This is a genomic window from Rhodococcus sp. WS3 (assembly GCF_003797085.1).
GTDB lineage: Bacteria > Actinomycetota > Actinomycetes > Mycobacteriales > Mycobacteriaceae > Rhodococcus_F > Rhodococcus_F globerula.
Genome location: NZ_RKMA01000001.1, coordinates 2,170,105 through 2,185,571 on the forward strand (window position 1 = coordinate 2,170,105; position 15,467 = coordinate 2,185,571).

A 15,467-nucleotide genomic window follows, 5' to 3' on the forward strand; every position below is an offset into this window, starting at 1 on the left:
CGAACCGCAGCTATCTCACGCTCGCCTTGCCGCGAGGAAGTCGTCGACTATCTGCGCACACGCTGATTCCCCCAACGGGGTGAGGGTTGCCAACTTCGTGAGCACCAACGGACCGACCAACTGCGCGAGCGCAACGTCGTAGTCGTACTCCCCCAATTCCTCGATGGCCTCGGGCGTACGCAAGACCCGGTCGAACGCGTCCCGGTACTGCTCGATGATCATCTGCCGCAGCGACCGCATCTCCGGTTGGCGCTCGGTCAACGCGGCCGCGCTCGAGTAGCCCGTCAGGTCAGGCCCCAAGCCGAGCCAGCACATCGCTGTGACCTGTACGGGAGCGCTCTCGATGGCCTTGGCTTGATTGGTGAGAAGCTCGAGCAGCTGCGCTCGCAGATCGCCCTCTCCCGATAGTGCCGGTACGGATGGCAGTAGCCGCGCAAAGGCAGCAGCCACCAGCTCGGTGCCGCTGTCGAAGTGCCGATACAACGTCGCGCGAGCAACATTCGCGAGCTTGGTGACGGCGTCGATCGTCACCGCGTCGACTCCGCCTTCGGCAAGAAGTGTTGTTGCAGCATCGAGCAATCGAGTCCGGGATCGCAGTTTGCGCGGATCCTCGTCTGCTGCCTGCCGATCAGAGCGAACCGTTGTCACAACCACAGTTATACCCAACCTGGGGTTGTGGAACTAGCATTCTCCCAACGATACTGATGGTCTCGTTTCTATGGGAGGCTTCGTGACCAGTAAGACGGAGATCGAACAGAGCACCTGGACGCCGCGGCAGATCTGGATGCTGACCGTCTCGTGCTGCGCGGTGGCATTGGTGGTCGCAGCCATGGCTGCACTCAACACCGCACTCCCCGACATCGCCCGGGACACCGGCGCCACCCAAACTCAGCTCACCTGGATCGTCGACGGCTACACACTCGTGCTCGCCTGCCTGCTGCTGGCCGCCGGAGCACTCGGTGACCGCTACGGCCGACGCGAACTGCTGATGTTCGGGTTGGTCGTCTTTGCAGCAGGCAGCGCGATCCCCGTCTTCATCGACGAACCGTCGTGGATCATCGCCTCCCGCGTCGTCTCGGGAGTGGGTGCCGCATTTGTCATGCCTGCGACACTCTCACTGCTCACGGCCGGTTTTCCGGCTACCCAACGCAGTCGAGCCGTCGGCGTGTGGTCCGGCGTGGCCGGCTCGGGCGCCATCGCCGGACTTGTCATATCCGGTTTCCTGATCGAAAAGTGGTCGTGGCATTCGATATTCATCAGCCTCGCCGTCGTATCGGGACTAATCCTGGTGGCCTCGTTCACCATCGCGTCCTCGAAGGACGAGGAGACAACTCCACTCGATTTTCTGGGCACTGCACTGATTGCCACGGCGATCGGCCTTTTTGTCCTCGGCATGATCGAAGCACCCGTCCGCGGGTGGCTGAACCCTGTGGTTCTTGCGCTTCTGATCGGCGGAATCGCCACGGGAGTTGTATTCAGCTTCGTGGAATTGCGTTCGGCCCATCCACTTCTCGATGTCGGACTGTTTGCCAACCGCGCATTCGGTAGTAGCGCAACATCACTCGTACTTCAGTTCCTCGCCACATTCGGAATGTTCTTCATGCTTGTGCAGTACCTGCAACTCGTGCTCGATTACTCGCCACTTCAATCAGCACTCGCACTTCTTCCGATGGCCGTCCCCGTCATGGCTCTGTCCGTCGTGTCGCCGCTGCTGATCCCGCTCGTCGGACTCCGAATTCTCACCTCGGTGGGAATTGCGCTTCTCGGCACAGGAATCGCACTCGTGACCCGGTTGGAGTTGGGATCGAGCTACGTCGACGTGTGCATTCCCCTGATCGTCGCGGCCATCGGGTTGGGACTGTGCACCACACCCGCTACCGCTGCAATCGTGTCCAATACACCGGATGCCAAACAGGGCGTCGCGTCGGCGATCAACGACGTCACCCGTGAAATCGGTTCTGCGATAGGCGTTGCGCTTGCGGGCAGCATCCTGGCCACGACGTACGCTCGGCATGTTCAACCTGCTGTGGATATGCTGCCCGAGCCGGCCAAGGAACCGGTCTCGGGCTCCTTGGCCGCGGCCCTGCACATCGCGGAAAGCGCGGGCTCACAAGGCGATCAACTGGCGGACTTCGCCCGTGAAGCCTTCATCGAAGGCATGAACCAAGCTGCACTGACCTTGGCCGTGATCATCTGGGTCTCTGCGGTCATCCTCGGATTCTGGGCACCCGGACGGCAGAAAACCGCAAAGGCGCTGCCGTCGGAATCGACAGCAGCGCCTTTGGCTTGACAGCTAGTGAGTGTCAGGCGGATGCGCGGTCACGTTCTGCAGCGAGGGTGAGCGCGATGTCGACGATCATGTCTTCCTGACCGCCCACCAGACGACGCTGGCCGGCTTCGAGCAGCAACGTGCGGACGTCGATGCCGTAGCGCTCCGACGCGGTCTCCGCGTGGCGCAGGAAGCTCGAGTAGACACCTGCGTAGCCGAGCGTGAGGGTTTCACGGTCGACACGAACGGGCCGGTCCTGCAGCGGACGGACGATGTCGTCGGCAGCATCCTGCAATGCGAACAGGTCGCAGCCGTGCTCCCACTCCTCGATGTTGGCGACGGCGATGAATGCCTCGAGGGGGCAGTTACCGGCACCGGCACCGTGACCGGCGAGCGATGCATCGACGCGGGTGACGCCGTTCTGAACTGCCACAACGGAATTGGCAACCGAGAGCGACAGGTTCTCATGCGCGTGGATACCGATTTCGGTGCCCTCGTCGAGGATGTCGCGGTACGCGCGAACACGGTCGGCGACGTCGTTCATCACCAGACGTCCACCCGAGTCGGTGACGTAGACGCAGTGCGCGCCGTACGACTCCATCAACTTGGCCTGCTTCGCCAGTTCTTCGGCAGGCGCCATGTGGCTCATCATCAGGAAGCCCGAGACGTCCATGCCGATCTCGCGGGCGGTCTCGATGTGCTGCGCGGAGACGTCGGCCTCGGTGCAGTGTGTGGCAACGCGAACCGAGCGAACGCCCAGGTCGTAGGCATGCTTGAGTTCACTGATCGTGCCGACACCCGGAAGCAGCAGCGTGGTGAGGCGAGCGTGCTCGAGCACCTCGGCCGCTGCTTCGATCCATTCCCAGTCGGTGTTCGAGCCGGGACCGTAGTTGAGCGAGCCGCCGGCGAGACCGTCGCCGTGTGCAACTTCGATCGCGTCGACGCCGGCAGCGTCGAGAGCGGTGACGATCCGCTTGACGTCGGTGGGCGAAATGCGGTGGCGGACAGCGTGCATGCCGTCACGAAGGGTGACGTCCTGGACGAAGATCTTGCGGTTGCTCACTTGGTTGCTTCCTTCTGCTGGGCGATGCGCTCCGCGATCTGCATTCCGGCGGACGTCATGATGTCGAGGTTGCCGGCGTACGCGGGCAGGTAGTGTGCAGCACCCTCGACCTCGAGGAATACCGACACCTGGTGGGTGGGGCGATTGCCGTCGACGAGCAACGTCTCGACCGGCTGGTCGGCCGGGATCTCGGTGATCTGGACTTCCTGCTTGAGGCGGTAGCCCGGGACGTAGGCGGAGACGTCGCCGACCATCTTCTCGATCGACGCACGGATCTCCTCGTGAACAGCCGGGTCCGGGGCGTCGACGAGGCAGAAGACGGTGTCGCGCATGATCAGCGGCGGCTCAGCCGGATTGAGGATGATGATGGCCTTGCCGCGGCGGGCACCGCCGACTGCCACGATCGCCTCGGATGTGGTCTCGGTGAACTCGTCGATGTTGGCGCGCGTTCCGGGACCGGCCGACTTGGAGGCAATGGACGCGACGATCTCCGCGTACGCCACCGGAACAACCCGAGAAACAGCGGCAACCATCGGGATCGTGGCCTGGCCACCACACGTCACCATGTTGACGTTAGGTGCGTCCAGGTGCTCGTCCGCGTTGACGGCCGGCACGACGTACGGGCCGATCGCGGCAGGTGTCAGGTCGATCATGCGCTTGCCGAGCGGTGCCAGGCGTGCGTTGTTGGCGACGTGCGCCTTTGCCGACGTTGCGTCGAAGACGATCTCGATCTCGTCGAAGTTCGGCAGACCGACGAGGCCCTCGACGCCTTCGGCGGTGATCGGCACGTTCAGGCGCGCCGCGCGAGCCAAACCGTCCGACGCGGGATCGATGCCGACCATGGCACCCATCTCCAGGTAGTCGGAATTACGCAGCACCTTGATCATCAGATCGGTGCCGATGTTGCCCGATCCGATGATCGCGACCTTGACCTTGCTCATGCGATGTCCCCTTTAGTGGAAAAACTTGTGGTGACCGAACCGAGTCCGGATACGTTCACGGTGACGACATTTCCCGCTACAACCGGCGCCATGGGGCCGAGAGCGCCGGAGAGAATGACCTGACCTGCAGTCAACGGCTGACCGAGTTCGCGGGCCGTGCGGGCGAGCCAGACAACTGCCTCGATGGGATCGCCCAAGCAGGCGGTTCCGACGCCGGTGGACACCTCGGTGCCGTCGACGCTCATCGACATGACAACGTCAGCAGGTTCAACCTCGGCGAGGGTGTGACGCTCGGTGCCGAGGACGTACACGCCGGACGACGCGTTATCGGCCACGGTGTCACCGAACTTGATGTCCCAGGACTCGATGCGGCTGTCGCAGATCTCGATCGCCGCGACGGAGTATTCGATCGCGTCGCGAACCTGGGCGTTGTCCAGCGGTCCGTCGACGAGGTCAGCACCGAGTACGAAAGCAACCTCGGCCTCGACCTTGGGCTGGATCAGGCGGTCCATCGGGATCGACTCGCTGCCGGTGAAGTCCATATCGGCGTACAGAACACCGAGGTCGGGCTGATCGACGCCGAGTTGCTGCTGGACTGCCACCGACGTCAGGCCGATCTTGCGGCCCACAACGACGGCACCGGCATTGCGACGGATTTCGTCGACGCGGCGCTGCACGGCGTATGCGGCAACGAGGTCTTCACTACCGATCAGATCCCGCACGGGTGCGCAGGGCACGCCGGTTGCGGCGGCGGTCGCGAGGCGATCCGCGGCAGCGGCGATGTCGGTCTCGCTCGCTGTACTGGAATTCGAGGGCTGGCTCATGACCCCTACTTTCCAGGCTTGTACCCCACTACGCCAGGCTGATGTCTCACTCACCGATACGATTGACGAATGACTGGTGCCGCAAACCTCGACACCGTGCTCGGTAAAGCCGTGACGATCTTGCGCGCCTTCCGCCCCGACGACCACGCCGTGCCACTCGCAACGCTTGTCGCGCGGACCGGATTGCACAAGGCGACGGTCCACCGACTCGCCGGTGAACTGGTCGCGAACCGGTTACTCGACCGCGTCGAGGGCGGCTACCGCCTGAGCGGCGGCCTGTTCGAACTCGGCATGCTCGCCTCGCTCGAGCGCAGCCTCCTGGAAATGGCGATGCCGTTCCTGCAAGACCTGTACGAGCGAACCCATGAAACTGTGCATCTCGGTGTGCGCGACGGTCATGACGTCGTGTACATCGCCAAGATCGGTGGGCATCGCCAAGCCAACTCCCCCTCGCGCACCGGTGGACGAATTCCGCTGTACTGCACGGCAATCGGCAAGGCTTTGCTGGCGTACTCGGATCCGGAGTTTCGCCGCGAAGTGCTCGCGGCACCGATGACCCGGCGCACCCCGCACACGATCGTCGCGCCAGGCATCCTGAGCAATCAGCTGGATCGGGTCTTCGAAACCGGTGTCGCCTTCGAACGCGAAGAATCAGCGCCGGGCCTCACGTGTGTGGCCGCGCCGGTATTCGGAAGCAACGACAAACTGGTGGCAGCTATCAGCGTCACCGGCCCCACCACTCGGTTCAAGCCCGAAAGCCAGGTAACCGTCCTGCGTGCAGCCGCCGAAGGGTTGCGCAGCACGATGGCCCGCCGCGAGCACCTGCGCTGACCAGGGAAATAGTCACGCCCGATACGCGGGCGCCTTGGCAGAGCTGCGAGTCTCCAGGGTCTCGAGCAACGGCAACGCCCGGAACGGCACAACCACCGACAGAACCATCACGCTGGTGGAGCGCGTGGCCACTCCCGAACGATTGAGGTCGAGCAGGGTCTGCTGCAAACCTTGATGCGACGCTGCGGCGACTCGACACAGAACGTCACCGGCTCCCGTGGTCGCAAACGCTTCGATCACACCGGGTATGGCTTCGAGTTTGACCGTGACGGTGTCGAGCGCACCTTGGGCAATCTCCAGGGTCACAAATGCCTGCACACCGAAACCCGCTGCAGCCAGGTCGATATGAGGCTCGTACCCGGCGATGATTCCGCCGTCCTCCAGCCTGCGCAGTCTGGCCTGCACAGTGGCCCGAGCTACCCTGGTCACCCTCGACAGTTCGAGTGCCCCCGCCCGCGGATGCGTGTGCATCGCTTCGAGCAGCGCCAGGTCCAGACCGTCGATCGACACTGCACTGCGCACCGATTCCGCCATGGCTTCCAACCTATACACAGCGACTGGAAAACTGCACCCATCTCGCGGTATTCCGTCGAAACGACTAGCAGTAAGCACGCCCGTTGACTAGCTGCATAGCGCCGGGCTTAGCTACATGCATCGACACCGCTGGGAGGACACGAGATGACCATCGAACACAGCATCACCGATGAGGAACGACTGGCCGGACTCGATCTCGAGCAACTACGCCAACTGGTCGGACTGGTCGAATACGACGACGCTTCGGATCCCTTTCCGGTCCACGGATGGGACGGACTCGAATGGATTGTCGGAAACGCCACCCAGACGTCCCACTTCTATCAGTCCGCCTTCGGCATGACATTGGTGGCCTACTCGGGTCCGTCCACCGGTAACCGCGACCACCACGCGTTTGTACTCGAAAGCGGTGCAGTGCGTTTCATCGTCAAGGGAGCCGTAGACCCGGCAAGCGAGTTGATCGAGCACCATCGCGTACACGGCGACGGTATCCGCGACATCACCTTGAACGTCCCCGATGTCGACAAAGCCATAGCGCACGCAATTACGCAGGGCGCGCGGGTCATTGCCGAACCGCACGACATTGCCGATGATCACGGCAGCGTCCGCCTCGCCACCATCGCGACGTACGGCGACACACGCCACACACTTGTCGACAGGTCCGGATACCACGGACCGTATCTGCCCGGATATGTCAGTCGCACATCGTCATTCGTTGCCCGCCACAGCACTCCCGAGCACATCTTCCAAGCTCTCGATCACGTGGTCGGGAATGTGGAACTCGGGAAGATGGACGAGTGGGTCGACTTCTACCGCCGCGTCATGGGCTTCACCAACATGGCGGAGTTCGTCGGTGGGGACATCGCAACCGACTACTCCGCGCTGATGAGCAAAGTGGTCTCCAGCGGCGACCACCGCGTCAAGTTTCCGCTCAACGAACCCGCCATCGCGAAGAAGCGATCACAGATCGACGAGTACCTGGAGTTCTACCAAGGCCCGGGCGCCCAACATCTGGCACTCGCCACTGCCGACATCCTGGCCGCCGTCGACGCACTTGTTGCCGAAGGAATCGAGTTCCTGTCGACACCGGCGTCGTACTACGAAGATCCCGAGCTGCGGGCCCGAATCGGGAAGGTGCGGGTCCCCATCGACGAACTACAGAAACGAGGCATCCTCGTCGATCGAGACGAGGACGGCTACCTCTTGCAGATTTTCACCAAACCGATCGGCGACCGACCCACCGTGTTCTTCGAACTCATCGAACGCCACGGCTCACTCGGTTTCGGCTTGGGCAACTTCAAGGCACTGTTCGAGGCGATCGAGCGTGAGCAGGCAATGCGCGGAAACTTCTAGGTGTCTGCGCTCCACTGCCACACAACAGACGGGCGACCCGTTGTACTGACCCGCACCCGCTCGTCGGTACGTTCCAGTCCGGGTAAGGATTTGAGTGTGCGGTTGAGATTGCCAGGGTCCGGACGGGCGCCGGAAAGTTCCTCGGCGACGGCCAACGCATAGGACGCCGGAAACGACGCACCGGTCAGTGCCCGAGTGAAGACCTCATCGCGCCACAACAGAGAGTCCGCAAGGATCGGCCGGGTATCCGCCACTATCCGATTGTGATCGAATGCAAGATCACCCGGGTTGTCCCAGCTCACCCATTCCGGAGTGATGTCACCCATAGGCACATCTTCGGAGGTGATAACGGCCCACATGGTTACCGACAGTGTCGGACCACGCGGGTCTCGATGAGGTTCGTCGAACACTGCCAACTGTCCGCTCGCCAGAATCGCATCGTCGGGCAGCCCGAGCTTGGTGGTCACCGCTCGCCGAGCCGCATCCTGGAGCCGTTCACCCGCACCGAGCAGTACACCGGGCAACGCACGCTGCCCGGTGTACGGTTCTGCCTGCCGCTGCGCGACGGCAAAACGCAACTGGCCCGGTTCCGGATTGCCGAAACGCAGAGCGATAACGTCGATCGAGACAAGTGACTGTTCCACGCCATCCATCATGCAGGCACGCCGGCGCGAAGCCGACGGTCGGCCCGGTCCGGTCCGTCCGAAGTAAGCACTACCGGAACGCCGGCCTCGCTACCCAGGTAATCGATAAACGGCTCGGCTTCTGCCGGAACGTCCCGTCTCACAGCCGACATGGCCCGCAGCGCTTCCGTCAACGCCGCCTGGTGTTCGAGATCCTTCCACTCTCCGACAGGTATACCCGCGCACCCGTCATACCTGTCCACACCCTGGATCGGGGTTCCCGCCGTTGTCGCACGCTCCAGCGCGTCGAGGTGCGTGAGGGCCAACCCGTCGACGCCGCCGCAGACCTCGATCGCGTACCGCAGCAGCAGTGTGTCGAGGTGCCCTACCCGAAATGACCCCTGGTACTCGCCGACGCCGTTGTGCGGTTCCGGCAGGACCGCCCCGAGCGCGCTGTCCTCCGTCGGAAGGGGCCCGGCACCGTGACGCGTGGTGTACGTGCGGGTCACGCCGAGCACATAACTCTCCCTGCCTATTTCGGAGACCATCGCGCGGGCATTAGACGGTTCCACCGTCGACCACGTGGTGTGCGGGTGAAATCCACGCCACTCGTCGAGGAGGACACCCTGTGCGCCTTCGAAGACCAATCGGCCACGTGCACCGATGGACTCCAGCGCCCCAGGGCCGACAATATCCACTACTGCAGCACATTCCGCGTACATGTCGACCATGTCCACTATCTCTGGAAACCCATGACGACTGTCGGTGATCAACGGTCCGTAGTACGCCGCCATGTTCTCGAGCTTGCGAGCAAGCACATCCGGCCGTTGGCAGTCCCCAACAGTCGGCGCATCAGGGCGCTCGAGCGCATACGCCGCCGTCTCACCGATTCCCTTGCCACACGAGCCATGTCGATTGTCACCTCGCGCATCCTCACGCGCTCGATTGGCCGCAACGTGAATCGGCGTGGTCAACAGTGCCCGCCCGTCGATGGTCAACAGGTCGAATGGATCTTGCACGCCAACAGCTTCCAACGCTCGCGCTTCCCTCGCCAAAGAGATCGGCTCGACCAGCATGAATTGGGAGAGAAACGTGGGGACACCGTTGAGCGTCCCCGATCCGAATTGCGAGAAGGTGTGGTGGCGTTCTCCGTTCACGACATTGTGAGCGGCCTGCGCACCTCCGTTGAATCGAACCACTGCCGCAACATCGAGATCCGCCTGCGGTGAGCAGAGCCAGTCGACCGTGGCACCCTTTCCGGCGTCGCCGAAGCCGAGGTCGACGACAATAATGTCACTCCGAGCGTCCATTGTGTCCTCCCTCAGTCTGTGTCCTAACTCAGTCGAAATCGACGTCATCCGAGCCTGTTCCGAGATCCTTCGGCAATGCAGCCGCCCGTGCGGGCGTCCTTCTCGTGATTCTCGCCAGTGCCTTGTGCACCGTCTTGGCCTCGGCTGTCGATCCCACATCGCGAAGGTCGGCCAATCCGTCACTCAAGTCGATGCGGTCTTCACCGATCCCCACGGTCAGGGCGATGAGTTCGCACACGGCAGCAGGATCGTCGAGCTTGAGGAAGCGCTCACCCAGGAGATCCGTCCAGTGGCCCGCGATCTCCGGATCGTTGTAGTACGACGACTGATTGGGCAACACGAAGTAGACGTTCCACTTTTGCTCCAGTTCCCGATACACCGAGGGAACGGAAATATCGCGCCGAACCTTGTCACCGATCACGTCGCGAATGTGACGACCCGACAGTCGCGGCTTGTTCAATTCGTCGCCGATGATGAACAGGTAACCTTTGCGGCCCCTCTTCTCCCAAGCGTCGGTGCTCGTGTGACGAGCCATGAAATATGCTGCCAGTTCGTAGCTTTCCGATTTCTGGCCACCACCGTTCCCTTCGAGGAAGATGGTGCGCAACTGCTCGTCCATCGCGTTACCCGATTCGAATTGCCCTACCTGCAGGGGAACCCGATCGGAATCCGCGTCTCCGATTCCACCGAACAGAATCTGCGGGTCGTCTGCATATCCTTTGCGTTGCAGCAATCCGTGCAGCTTCCCGAGCTTGTCCTGCATGATGCGCGGAACGGCACCCATCGAACCGGTGACGTCGAAAAGCACTGCAATAGGCAAAGAATCAGGGTGTCCATCCGAATCCCGGCATTCTCGTTTGTCTACACCGAACGGATCGAGAGTGGGATCTGCTTTCCAACTGTTTCGCGGACGCGACCGTAGCGTGTCGGTGTACCCGAAATCGTCGACACCGCGTGCGGCACGGAATGTCTTGCCCGCCAGGTATGTGTTGTCGTCCCAATATCCGTATCCCATGATAAATCACTGCCTTTCAGATTGGGCGGACGGTAAACGCCCGAAAGGTGCGTTCGCCGTATAGAAGCTCGAGGAGTTCGTCGAACTCGCCGAGGAGATCAGTGGCGTCGGGCCGTAGTCGTGGATTGTCTTGCATACACCCCAGTGCAAAAGTCTTCATGCGACTGGGGATTCGGTCGCCGAGCATGGTCGTCATCAACTGATGCGCCATGTAGACGTCCCACCCCGGGGAAGCTGCTTCGCCAAGTTCCGGCGGATAGGCACTTCGGCAGGAACTGATCTTTGCTGCCGGCCGCATTCCTGAACGAGTGGCAAACGACCAGCCCACCAGCACCACGCCATGTAATTCGGGCTGTATCAGCACATTTTCCTCGACGATCGCTGTATGGACCCAATCCGCCTGGTGGGCTGCCGCAAGTGCGCGCAACAGGCGTCGGTGCATCCAGGCCCAGTCTCGTGGATCGAGGCCGTTCGGGTAAGCGCGGCGAACATCGGCGAGGGTGACAAAGCCGGTGGACAGATCATCGAGCACATTGATCCGGCGAACTTCCCCCGAAGCTGGGTCGGCCGCCGAAATGCGGTCGACCAGCGTCGGGACGTACGGCGCGCCGCGGATGTCGGTGAGCGCCGACCTCTCAGTCTCCATCAGCGGGTTCGCTCGCCGACTCCGAGGGATCTTCACCACAACAGATGCCCCGGATCGGTCCTGAGCACGGTAGAGAGTTGCCACCGAACCTCGGGCGAGGACATCACCCAACACGTACTCGTTGTTGTCCCCGACATATGTCGCGGATGATTGCACTGCTTCGGCTTCCGCCACCCAACTGCGGTACAGCTCATTCAACCGAGTTGTTGCGGCAGCGTATCGCGCAATATCCCTCGCCTGCGCCCGATCCGGATGGATCGCAGCAACCAAGCAATGGAATTGACGCTTCGCCCGCCGGCGCGATTCCGAATCCGTGGTGGCACTTCCGAACAGCTCGGTCGAGGTTGTTGCCGCCTCGACAGTTTCGAGATCGTTCTTCACCGTGTTCATGAGTTTTAGTCTAAGTGACTAAAACTGATCGCGCAAGACGGCTCCTTCCGAGCAGCACAGTCTTGCTAGGCCGGTTCCGCCACTAGCGCACCGGGGCGACTTCTTCCGAGGAATACCGCAGAAGCGAACAGGAAGAACAGTGCGCCGACAAAGGTGCCGATGTTCGCCACGTTGGGATCAAGCGTGTTCCCGTCTTTCAGAATGAACGAACCGACTGCGGACACGCCAAATGCGATAGATCCGAGAGCATTGAGCCACACACTTTGCCATTCCGCCGATCGAGACGCCCAGCGCGTATTCGAGCGCCACAGCATGAGTATCGCCAGAAAACTTGACGCCAAGAACGCAATCGACCCCTCGGCGTCGGGATTCCACACGAGGTTGATCTCTCCACGAACATTGAGCGTGCGCATAGCTGATCCGGTGCTGATATTGAACATGATGGTGCCGAGCAATTGCACCGCTGCAGACAACCACACAACGCGTACCGCAGGCCTACCCGAATCAGTGATGATGACGGGACCAGCGAGCGCCAATTGAACAATCGCCGCTGCGGTGAAGAACCACGACCCGACAAAGAAGAGAAGATTCACGAGCGTTGCTCCGAAAAGCGACGACAAGTAGGGGGCTGAACCAAGCGCAAAGAGCGTCGATCCGATCACGAAGCCCCAGGACTGTACGCGAAGTGTCGGATGAATCAGCATGCGCTGCATTGTAGTTCAATGGAAGTGCGATACCCGGCATTTCTGCTGTGCGCCACACTCCGTTCACCCGGCTCGTGTTCAGTTGCAGAGGCGATACTCTCGCCCACTCACTCGGATCGTCGGGCACGTTCCTGCCCGTGAAGGGAATCACCATGGCCAGCGTTACTTTCGACCGCGCAACTCGTTCATATGGGGAAACCGATCGACCCGCACTCGACCAACTCGAGCTGGATATCGCAGACGGAGAGTTCCTTGTACTCGTCGGACCGTCGGGCTGCGGGAAATCGACGTCTCTGCGGATGCTTGCCGGACTCGAACCCGTTGATTCGGGCCGAATTCTGATCGGCGATCGTGATGTCACCGATGTGGAACCGCAGCATCGCGATATCGCGATGGTTTTCCAGAATTACGCGCTCTATCCACACATGAGCGTGGGAGCAAACATGGGCTTTGCCCTCAAGATTGCCGGGGTTCCGAAGCAGGAACGGGAAGCTCGAGTGCTCGAAGCCGCCCGAGTGCTGGATCTCGAGCAGTACCTCGATCGCAAACCGAAGGCACTCTCGGGTGGGCAGCGGCAACGAGTTGCCATGGGTAGGGCCATTGTTCGCAATCCCCAGGTATTCCTTATGGACGAGCCGCTGTCCAATCTCGACGCCAAACTGCGAGTGCAGACTCGAACGCAGATTGCCTCCCTGACCCGCCGACTCGGTGTCACCACCGTGTACGTCACCCACGACCAGGTCGAAGCGATGACCATGGGTGATCGTGTTGCGGTACTCAAAGACGGTGTGTTGCAGCAGGTAGATACGCCTCGCCGCCTGTACACGAGTCCCGCCAACATCTTTGTTGCCGGATTCATCGGCTCACCCGCCATGAGCTTCATCGATCTCGACCTCGACGACGGCGAGATGTCACTCGGCGGGACGGCGTACCGCGTTCCACGTTCCGTCACCGATGCCTCACTGACTCCCCACGTCACAGTGGGTATCCGGCCGGAGTCGTTTGTGCGGGTGGACAAAGGAATTACCGTCGTTGTCGACGTTGTCGAAGAACTGGGCGCCGATGCATTTGTCTATGGCCACACCATGATCAACGGCAAGCGCCATGAGTTGGTGATTCGCGAGGAAGGAAATAGTGCGCCGCCGATCGGCTCACGATTCGACGTTCTTCCCGTAGCCGAAAGCATGCACCTCTTCGACCCGACCACCGGCACCCGCCTGTCCACCGATGACACCGCTGTGCACGTGTAAGCACTGAATCACGAAGGTCCCGCCGCAGTTTCGTTCGCGGCGGGACCTTCACGTCTTCAGATCGACTGCAATTCGAGCGACGCTGCTCGCCCAGCCACCAACTCCTCGAGGTCCGTGACCGACTTTCCGGCCAACGTCGCCCACAGGACAACGCCTGGATCTTCCTTCAGACTCACCATGTTCGGCACGCCCACTGCGACGGCGCCCGCGGCAATCGCCGACGCCAATCCCGGAATCGAGTCCTCGATCGCCACAACCTGATCCATGGAGATCGGGCCGGTCAGCGCCGAGAGATCCGTTCTGGCCCGCAAGTACGGCTCCGGGTGCGGCTTACCGTGCTCGACCATGTCTCCGGTAACCATCAACTGAAATGTTCCCGGTGGGAGCGCGCTCGCAACAGCCTCCGCCAACGGCGCCTCGCTCATCGTCACCAACACACTGGGTATTCCGGCGTCGCGAACCTGCGCCAACAACTCACGGGCACCCGGACGCCACTCGATGGACTGCCGAACACCCGCCACGACGGCGGCCACCAGTTCATCGACTATCTCGCGGATCGTGAGATCCGCCCCCGCCGCGCGAAGGATCGCAGCAGAGTCGGGCAAGGCCTTCCCCACCAGTGCTGTTGCCTGTTCGTCAGACCACTCCACCCCGTACCTCGACATCAAGGCACGCTCCGCCGCAAACCAACTCGGCTCGGTGTCCACCAGTGTGCCGTCCATGTCCCAGAAGACCGCTTGCAGCATCAGGACTTTCCTTCCTCTTGTAGCTCAACACGATCGGATCCAACGACGCGCACCACAACACCCTGTGCACGGATATCCTCGATAATCCCCAGTGGTGCACCGTCATCGGTGATCAACTCGTCGATCACGTCCCAACCACACACTCGATGTAGCGAGGTGTGCGCCAATTTGGAACTGTCCATCAGGAGAACCCGCCGACCGGCACACCGAATCATCTCCGATTTGAGCCGAACGACTTTCTCTTCCTGGTGATACATGCCGTCGCGATCAGCACTCGACGTCGAGAAGTACAGAGCGTCGACGCGCAGTTCGCGCACGGCCTTGGCTGCACCCTCGCCGACAAACGATTCATGACCGGAGTCGAAGTCGCCGCCGATAGCGGTCACCGAAATGCCGGTCACTTCGGACAGTTCACGAAGTGAGGGCAGATAGTTCGTCACAACCCGAAGTTCTTCGATCTCGATCAAGTGGCGGATCATGTGGGAGGCGGTGGTGGAATCGTCGAGCATTATCACCTGCCCCGGAGCAACCTCGGTGGCAGCAGCAGCGCCGATCGCCAACTTTTGTTCGGTGGCGATGCGACGCCTCAGCGGTGCTGCAATCTCGTAACTGCTGGTTCGTTCGATGCTGACTCCGCCCCTGAACTTTCGGACTATTCCGCGGCGTTGAAGTTCGTCGAGATCACGGTGGACCGTCATCAACGACATGTCGAAGTGAGCGGCCAGCGATTGTGCGGACGCCGATTCATCTGCCATCAAGCATTCGAGAATGCCGTCCAGCCGTTCTTGCCTGGTGTGGGTGATCAATCGTCGACTCATCCAAGACCTTGCTGTTGCTGGTGTGATTACGAGTCATTTATATCACTCTTCCTGATATGAATGCTCGATGAACGAGTCGAGAAGCTTAGGCATGACAAACTGAAACTTCAGCTCGGTCACCGCCAGAACCGCAGACGCATAATCGACTAAATC

16 protein-coding genes are annotated in these 15,467 nt (G+C 61.4%); 4 read left to right on the forward strand and 12 right to left on the reverse strand.

Annotation, left to right across the window (positions count from 1 at the left end):
- Positions 1-15: 15 nt before the first annotated feature.
- Positions 16-648 (reverse strand): TetR/AcrR family transcriptional regulator, encoded by a 633-nt coding sequence (locus EEB13_RS09790; protein ID WP_033236691.1) that lies wholly within the window; start codon positions 646-648, stop codon positions 16-18.
- Between the two features lie 70 nt (positions 649-718).
- Here EEB13_RS09790 and EEB13_RS09795 point away from each other — a divergent pair, with 70 nt between their 5' ends.
- On the forward strand, positions 719-2,290 hold the full coding sequence (locus tag EEB13_RS09795) for an MFS transporter (protein ID WP_033236647.1): 1,572 nt from the start codon (positions 719-721) through the stop codon (positions 2,288-2,290).
- Positions 2,291-2,303: 13 nt separating this feature from the next.
- Here the strand turns inward: EEB13_RS09795 and dmpG are convergent, their stop codons facing one another.
- The 3 genes from dmpG to EEB13_RS09810 are packed head-to-tail and all read right to left on the reverse strand — an operon-like array spanning position 2,304 to position 5,097.
- Positions 2,304-3,332 carry a 4-hydroxy-2-oxovalerate aldolase gene (gene dmpG, locus EEB13_RS09800; protein ID WP_033236646.1) on the reverse strand — a complete coding sequence of 343 codons (1,029 nt, stop codon included), beginning with the start codon at positions 3,330-3,332 and terminating at the stop codon, positions 2,304-2,306.
- Positions 3,329-4,273 carry an acetaldehyde dehydrogenase (acetylating) gene (locus EEB13_RS09805; protein WP_033236645.1) on the reverse strand — a complete coding sequence of 315 codons (945 nt, stop codon included), beginning with the start codon at positions 4,271-4,273 and terminating at the stop codon, positions 3,329-3,331. Before EEB13_RS09805 ends, dmpG begins: the two co-directional genes overlap by 4 nt.
- A complete protein-coding gene (locus tag EEB13_RS09810; protein WP_033236644.1) occupies positions 4,270-5,097 on the reverse strand; it encodes a 2-keto-4-pentenoate hydratase in 828 nt (275 codons plus the stop codon). The genes EEB13_RS09805 and EEB13_RS09810 overlap by 4 nt, the downstream gene beginning before the upstream one ends.
- Positions 5,098-5,166: 69 nt before the next feature.
- Between EEB13_RS09810 and EEB13_RS09815 the strand changes: the two genes are divergently transcribed.
- A complete protein-coding gene (locus tag EEB13_RS09815) occupies positions 5,167-5,928 on the forward strand; it encodes an IclR family transcriptional regulator (protein ID WP_033236643.1) in 762 nt (253 codons plus the stop codon).
- Between the two features lie 12 nt (positions 5,929-5,940).
- Here the strand turns inward: EEB13_RS09815 and EEB13_RS09820 are convergent, their stop codons facing one another.
- Positions 5,941-6,462 carry an Lrp/AsnC family transcriptional regulator gene (locus EEB13_RS09820; protein ID WP_172937654.1) on the reverse strand — a complete coding sequence of 174 codons (522 nt, stop codon included), beginning with the start codon at positions 6,460-6,462 and terminating at the stop codon, positions 5,941-5,943.
- A 144-nt stretch (positions 6,463-6,606) separates the two neighbouring features.
- Here EEB13_RS09820 and hppD point away from each other — a divergent pair, with 144 nt between their 5' ends.
- The gene (gene hppD / locus EEB13_RS09825) at positions 6,607-7,812 is read left to right on the forward strand and encodes a 4-hydroxyphenylpyruvate dioxygenase (RefSeq protein ID WP_141485133.1); all 1,206 of its coding nucleotides are present in this window, start codon (positions 6,607-6,609) and stop codon (positions 7,810-7,812) included.
- On the opposite strand, the gene EEB13_RS09830 is transcribed toward hppD, so the two are convergent.
- From EEB13_RS09830 to EEB13_RS09850, 5 genes are all read right to left on the reverse strand, one after another.
- Positions 7,809-8,468, reverse strand: coding sequence for an NUDIX domain-containing protein (locus tag EEB13_RS09830; RefSeq protein WP_141485134.1), 660 nt, complete (start codon positions 8,466-8,468; stop codon positions 7,809-7,811). The genes hppD and EEB13_RS09830 overlap by 4 nt on opposite strands.
- Positions 8,465-9,745 (reverse strand): adenylosuccinate synthetase, encoded by a 1,281-nt coding sequence (locus tag EEB13_RS09835; RefSeq protein WP_141485135.1) that lies wholly within the window; start codon positions 9,743-9,745, stop codon positions 8,465-8,467. Before EEB13_RS09835 ends, EEB13_RS09830 begins: the two co-directional genes overlap by 4 nt.
- A gap of 28 nt (positions 9,746-9,773) precedes the next feature.
- On the reverse strand, positions 9,774-10,760 hold the full coding sequence (locus EEB13_RS09840) for a hypothetical protein (protein ID WP_141485136.1): 987 nt from the start codon (positions 10,758-10,760) through the stop codon (positions 9,774-9,776).
- 16 nt (positions 10,761-10,776) lie between these two features.
- On the reverse strand, positions 10,777-11,796 hold the full coding sequence (locus EEB13_RS09845) for a serine/threonine-protein kinase (RefSeq protein WP_141485137.1): 1,020 nt from the start codon (positions 11,794-11,796) through the stop codon (positions 10,777-10,779).
- Positions 11,797-11,861: 65 nt separating this feature from the next.
- Complete coding sequence (locus tag EEB13_RS09850) at positions 11,862-12,500, reverse strand: hypothetical protein (RefSeq protein WP_033236690.1); 639 nt, start codon at positions 12,498-12,500, stop codon at positions 11,862-11,864.
- A gap of 152 nt (positions 12,501-12,652) precedes the next feature.
- Between EEB13_RS09850 and EEB13_RS09855 the strand changes: the two genes are divergently transcribed.
- The gene (locus tag EEB13_RS09855) at positions 12,653-13,750 is read left to right on the forward strand and encodes an ABC transporter ATP-binding protein (RefSeq protein WP_141485138.1); all 1,098 of its coding nucleotides are present in this window, start codon (positions 12,653-12,655) and stop codon (positions 13,748-13,750) included.
- A gap of 56 nt (positions 13,751-13,806) precedes the next feature.
- Here EEB13_RS09855 and EEB13_RS09860 read toward each other — a convergent pair whose 3' ends face one another.
- Both EEB13_RS09860 and EEB13_RS09865 read right to left on the reverse strand, forming a co-directional pair.
- A complete protein-coding gene (locus EEB13_RS09860) occupies positions 13,807-14,496 on the reverse strand; it encodes an HAD family hydrolase (RefSeq protein ID WP_116104782.1) in 690 nt (229 codons plus the stop codon).
- A complete protein-coding gene (locus EEB13_RS09865; RefSeq protein ID WP_045064910.1) occupies positions 14,496-15,314 on the reverse strand; it encodes a DeoR/GlpR family DNA-binding transcription regulator in 819 nt (272 codons plus the stop codon). Before EEB13_RS09865 ends, EEB13_RS09860 begins: the two co-directional genes overlap by 1 nt.
- Positions 15,315-15,467: the final 153 nt, after the last annotated feature.

What these genes read in the sequence shown, in the direction of transcription:
- EEB13_RS09795 (WP_033236647.1), top strand. Translation starts at nt 719, where the DNA reads ATGGGAGGCTTCGTGACCAGTAAGACGGAGATCGAACAGAGCACCTGG.
- EEB13_RS09805 (WP_033236645.1), bottom strand. Translation starts at nt 4,273, where the DNA reads ATGAGCAAGGTCAAGGTCGCGATCATCGGATCGGGCAACATCGGCACC.
- EEB13_RS09810 (WP_033236644.1), bottom strand. Translation starts at nt 5,097, where the DNA reads ATGAGCCAGCCCTCGAATTCCAGTACAGCGAGCGAGACCGACATCGCC.
- EEB13_RS09815 (WP_033236643.1), top strand. Translation starts at nt 5,167, where the DNA reads ATGACTGGTGCCGCAAACCTCGACACCGTGCTCGGTAAAGCCGTGACG.
- EEB13_RS09820 (WP_172937654.1), bottom strand. Translation starts at nt 6,462, where the DNA reads ATGGCGGAATCGGTGCGCAGTGCAGTGTCGATCGACGGTCTGGACCTG.
- hppD (WP_141485133.1), top strand. Translation starts at nt 6,607, where the DNA reads ATGACCATCGAACACAGCATCACCGATGAGGAACGACTGGCCGGACTC.
- EEB13_RS09830 (WP_141485134.1), bottom strand. Translation starts at nt 8,468, where the DNA reads ATGATGGATGGCGTGGAACAGTCACTTGTCTCGATCGACGTTATCGCT.
- EEB13_RS09835 (WP_141485135.1), bottom strand. Translation starts at nt 9,745, where the DNA reads ATGGACGCTCGGAGTGACATTATTGTCGTCGACCTCGGCTTCGGCGAC.
- EEB13_RS09840 (WP_141485136.1), bottom strand. Translation starts at nt 10,760, where the DNA reads ATGGGATACGGATATTGGGACGACAACACATACCTGGCGGGCAAGACA.
- EEB13_RS09845 (WP_141485137.1), bottom strand. Translation starts at nt 11,796, where the DNA reads ATGAACACGGTGAAGAACGATCTCGAAACTGTCGAGGCGGCAACAACC.
- EEB13_RS09850 (WP_033236690.1), bottom strand. Translation starts at nt 12,500, where the DNA reads ATGCTGATTCATCCGACACTTCGCGTACAGTCCTGGGGCTTCGTGATC.
- EEB13_RS09855 (WP_141485138.1), top strand. Translation starts at nt 12,653, where the DNA reads ATGGCCAGCGTTACTTTCGACCGCGCAACTCGTTCATATGGGGAAACC.
- EEB13_RS09860 (WP_116104782.1), bottom strand. Translation starts at nt 14,496, where the DNA reads ATGCTGCAAGCGGTCTTCTGGGACATGGACGGCACACTGGTGGACACC.
- EEB13_RS09865 (WP_045064910.1), bottom strand. Translation starts at nt 15,314, where the DNA reads ATGAGTCGACGATTGATCACCCACACCAGGCAAGAACGGCTGGACGGC.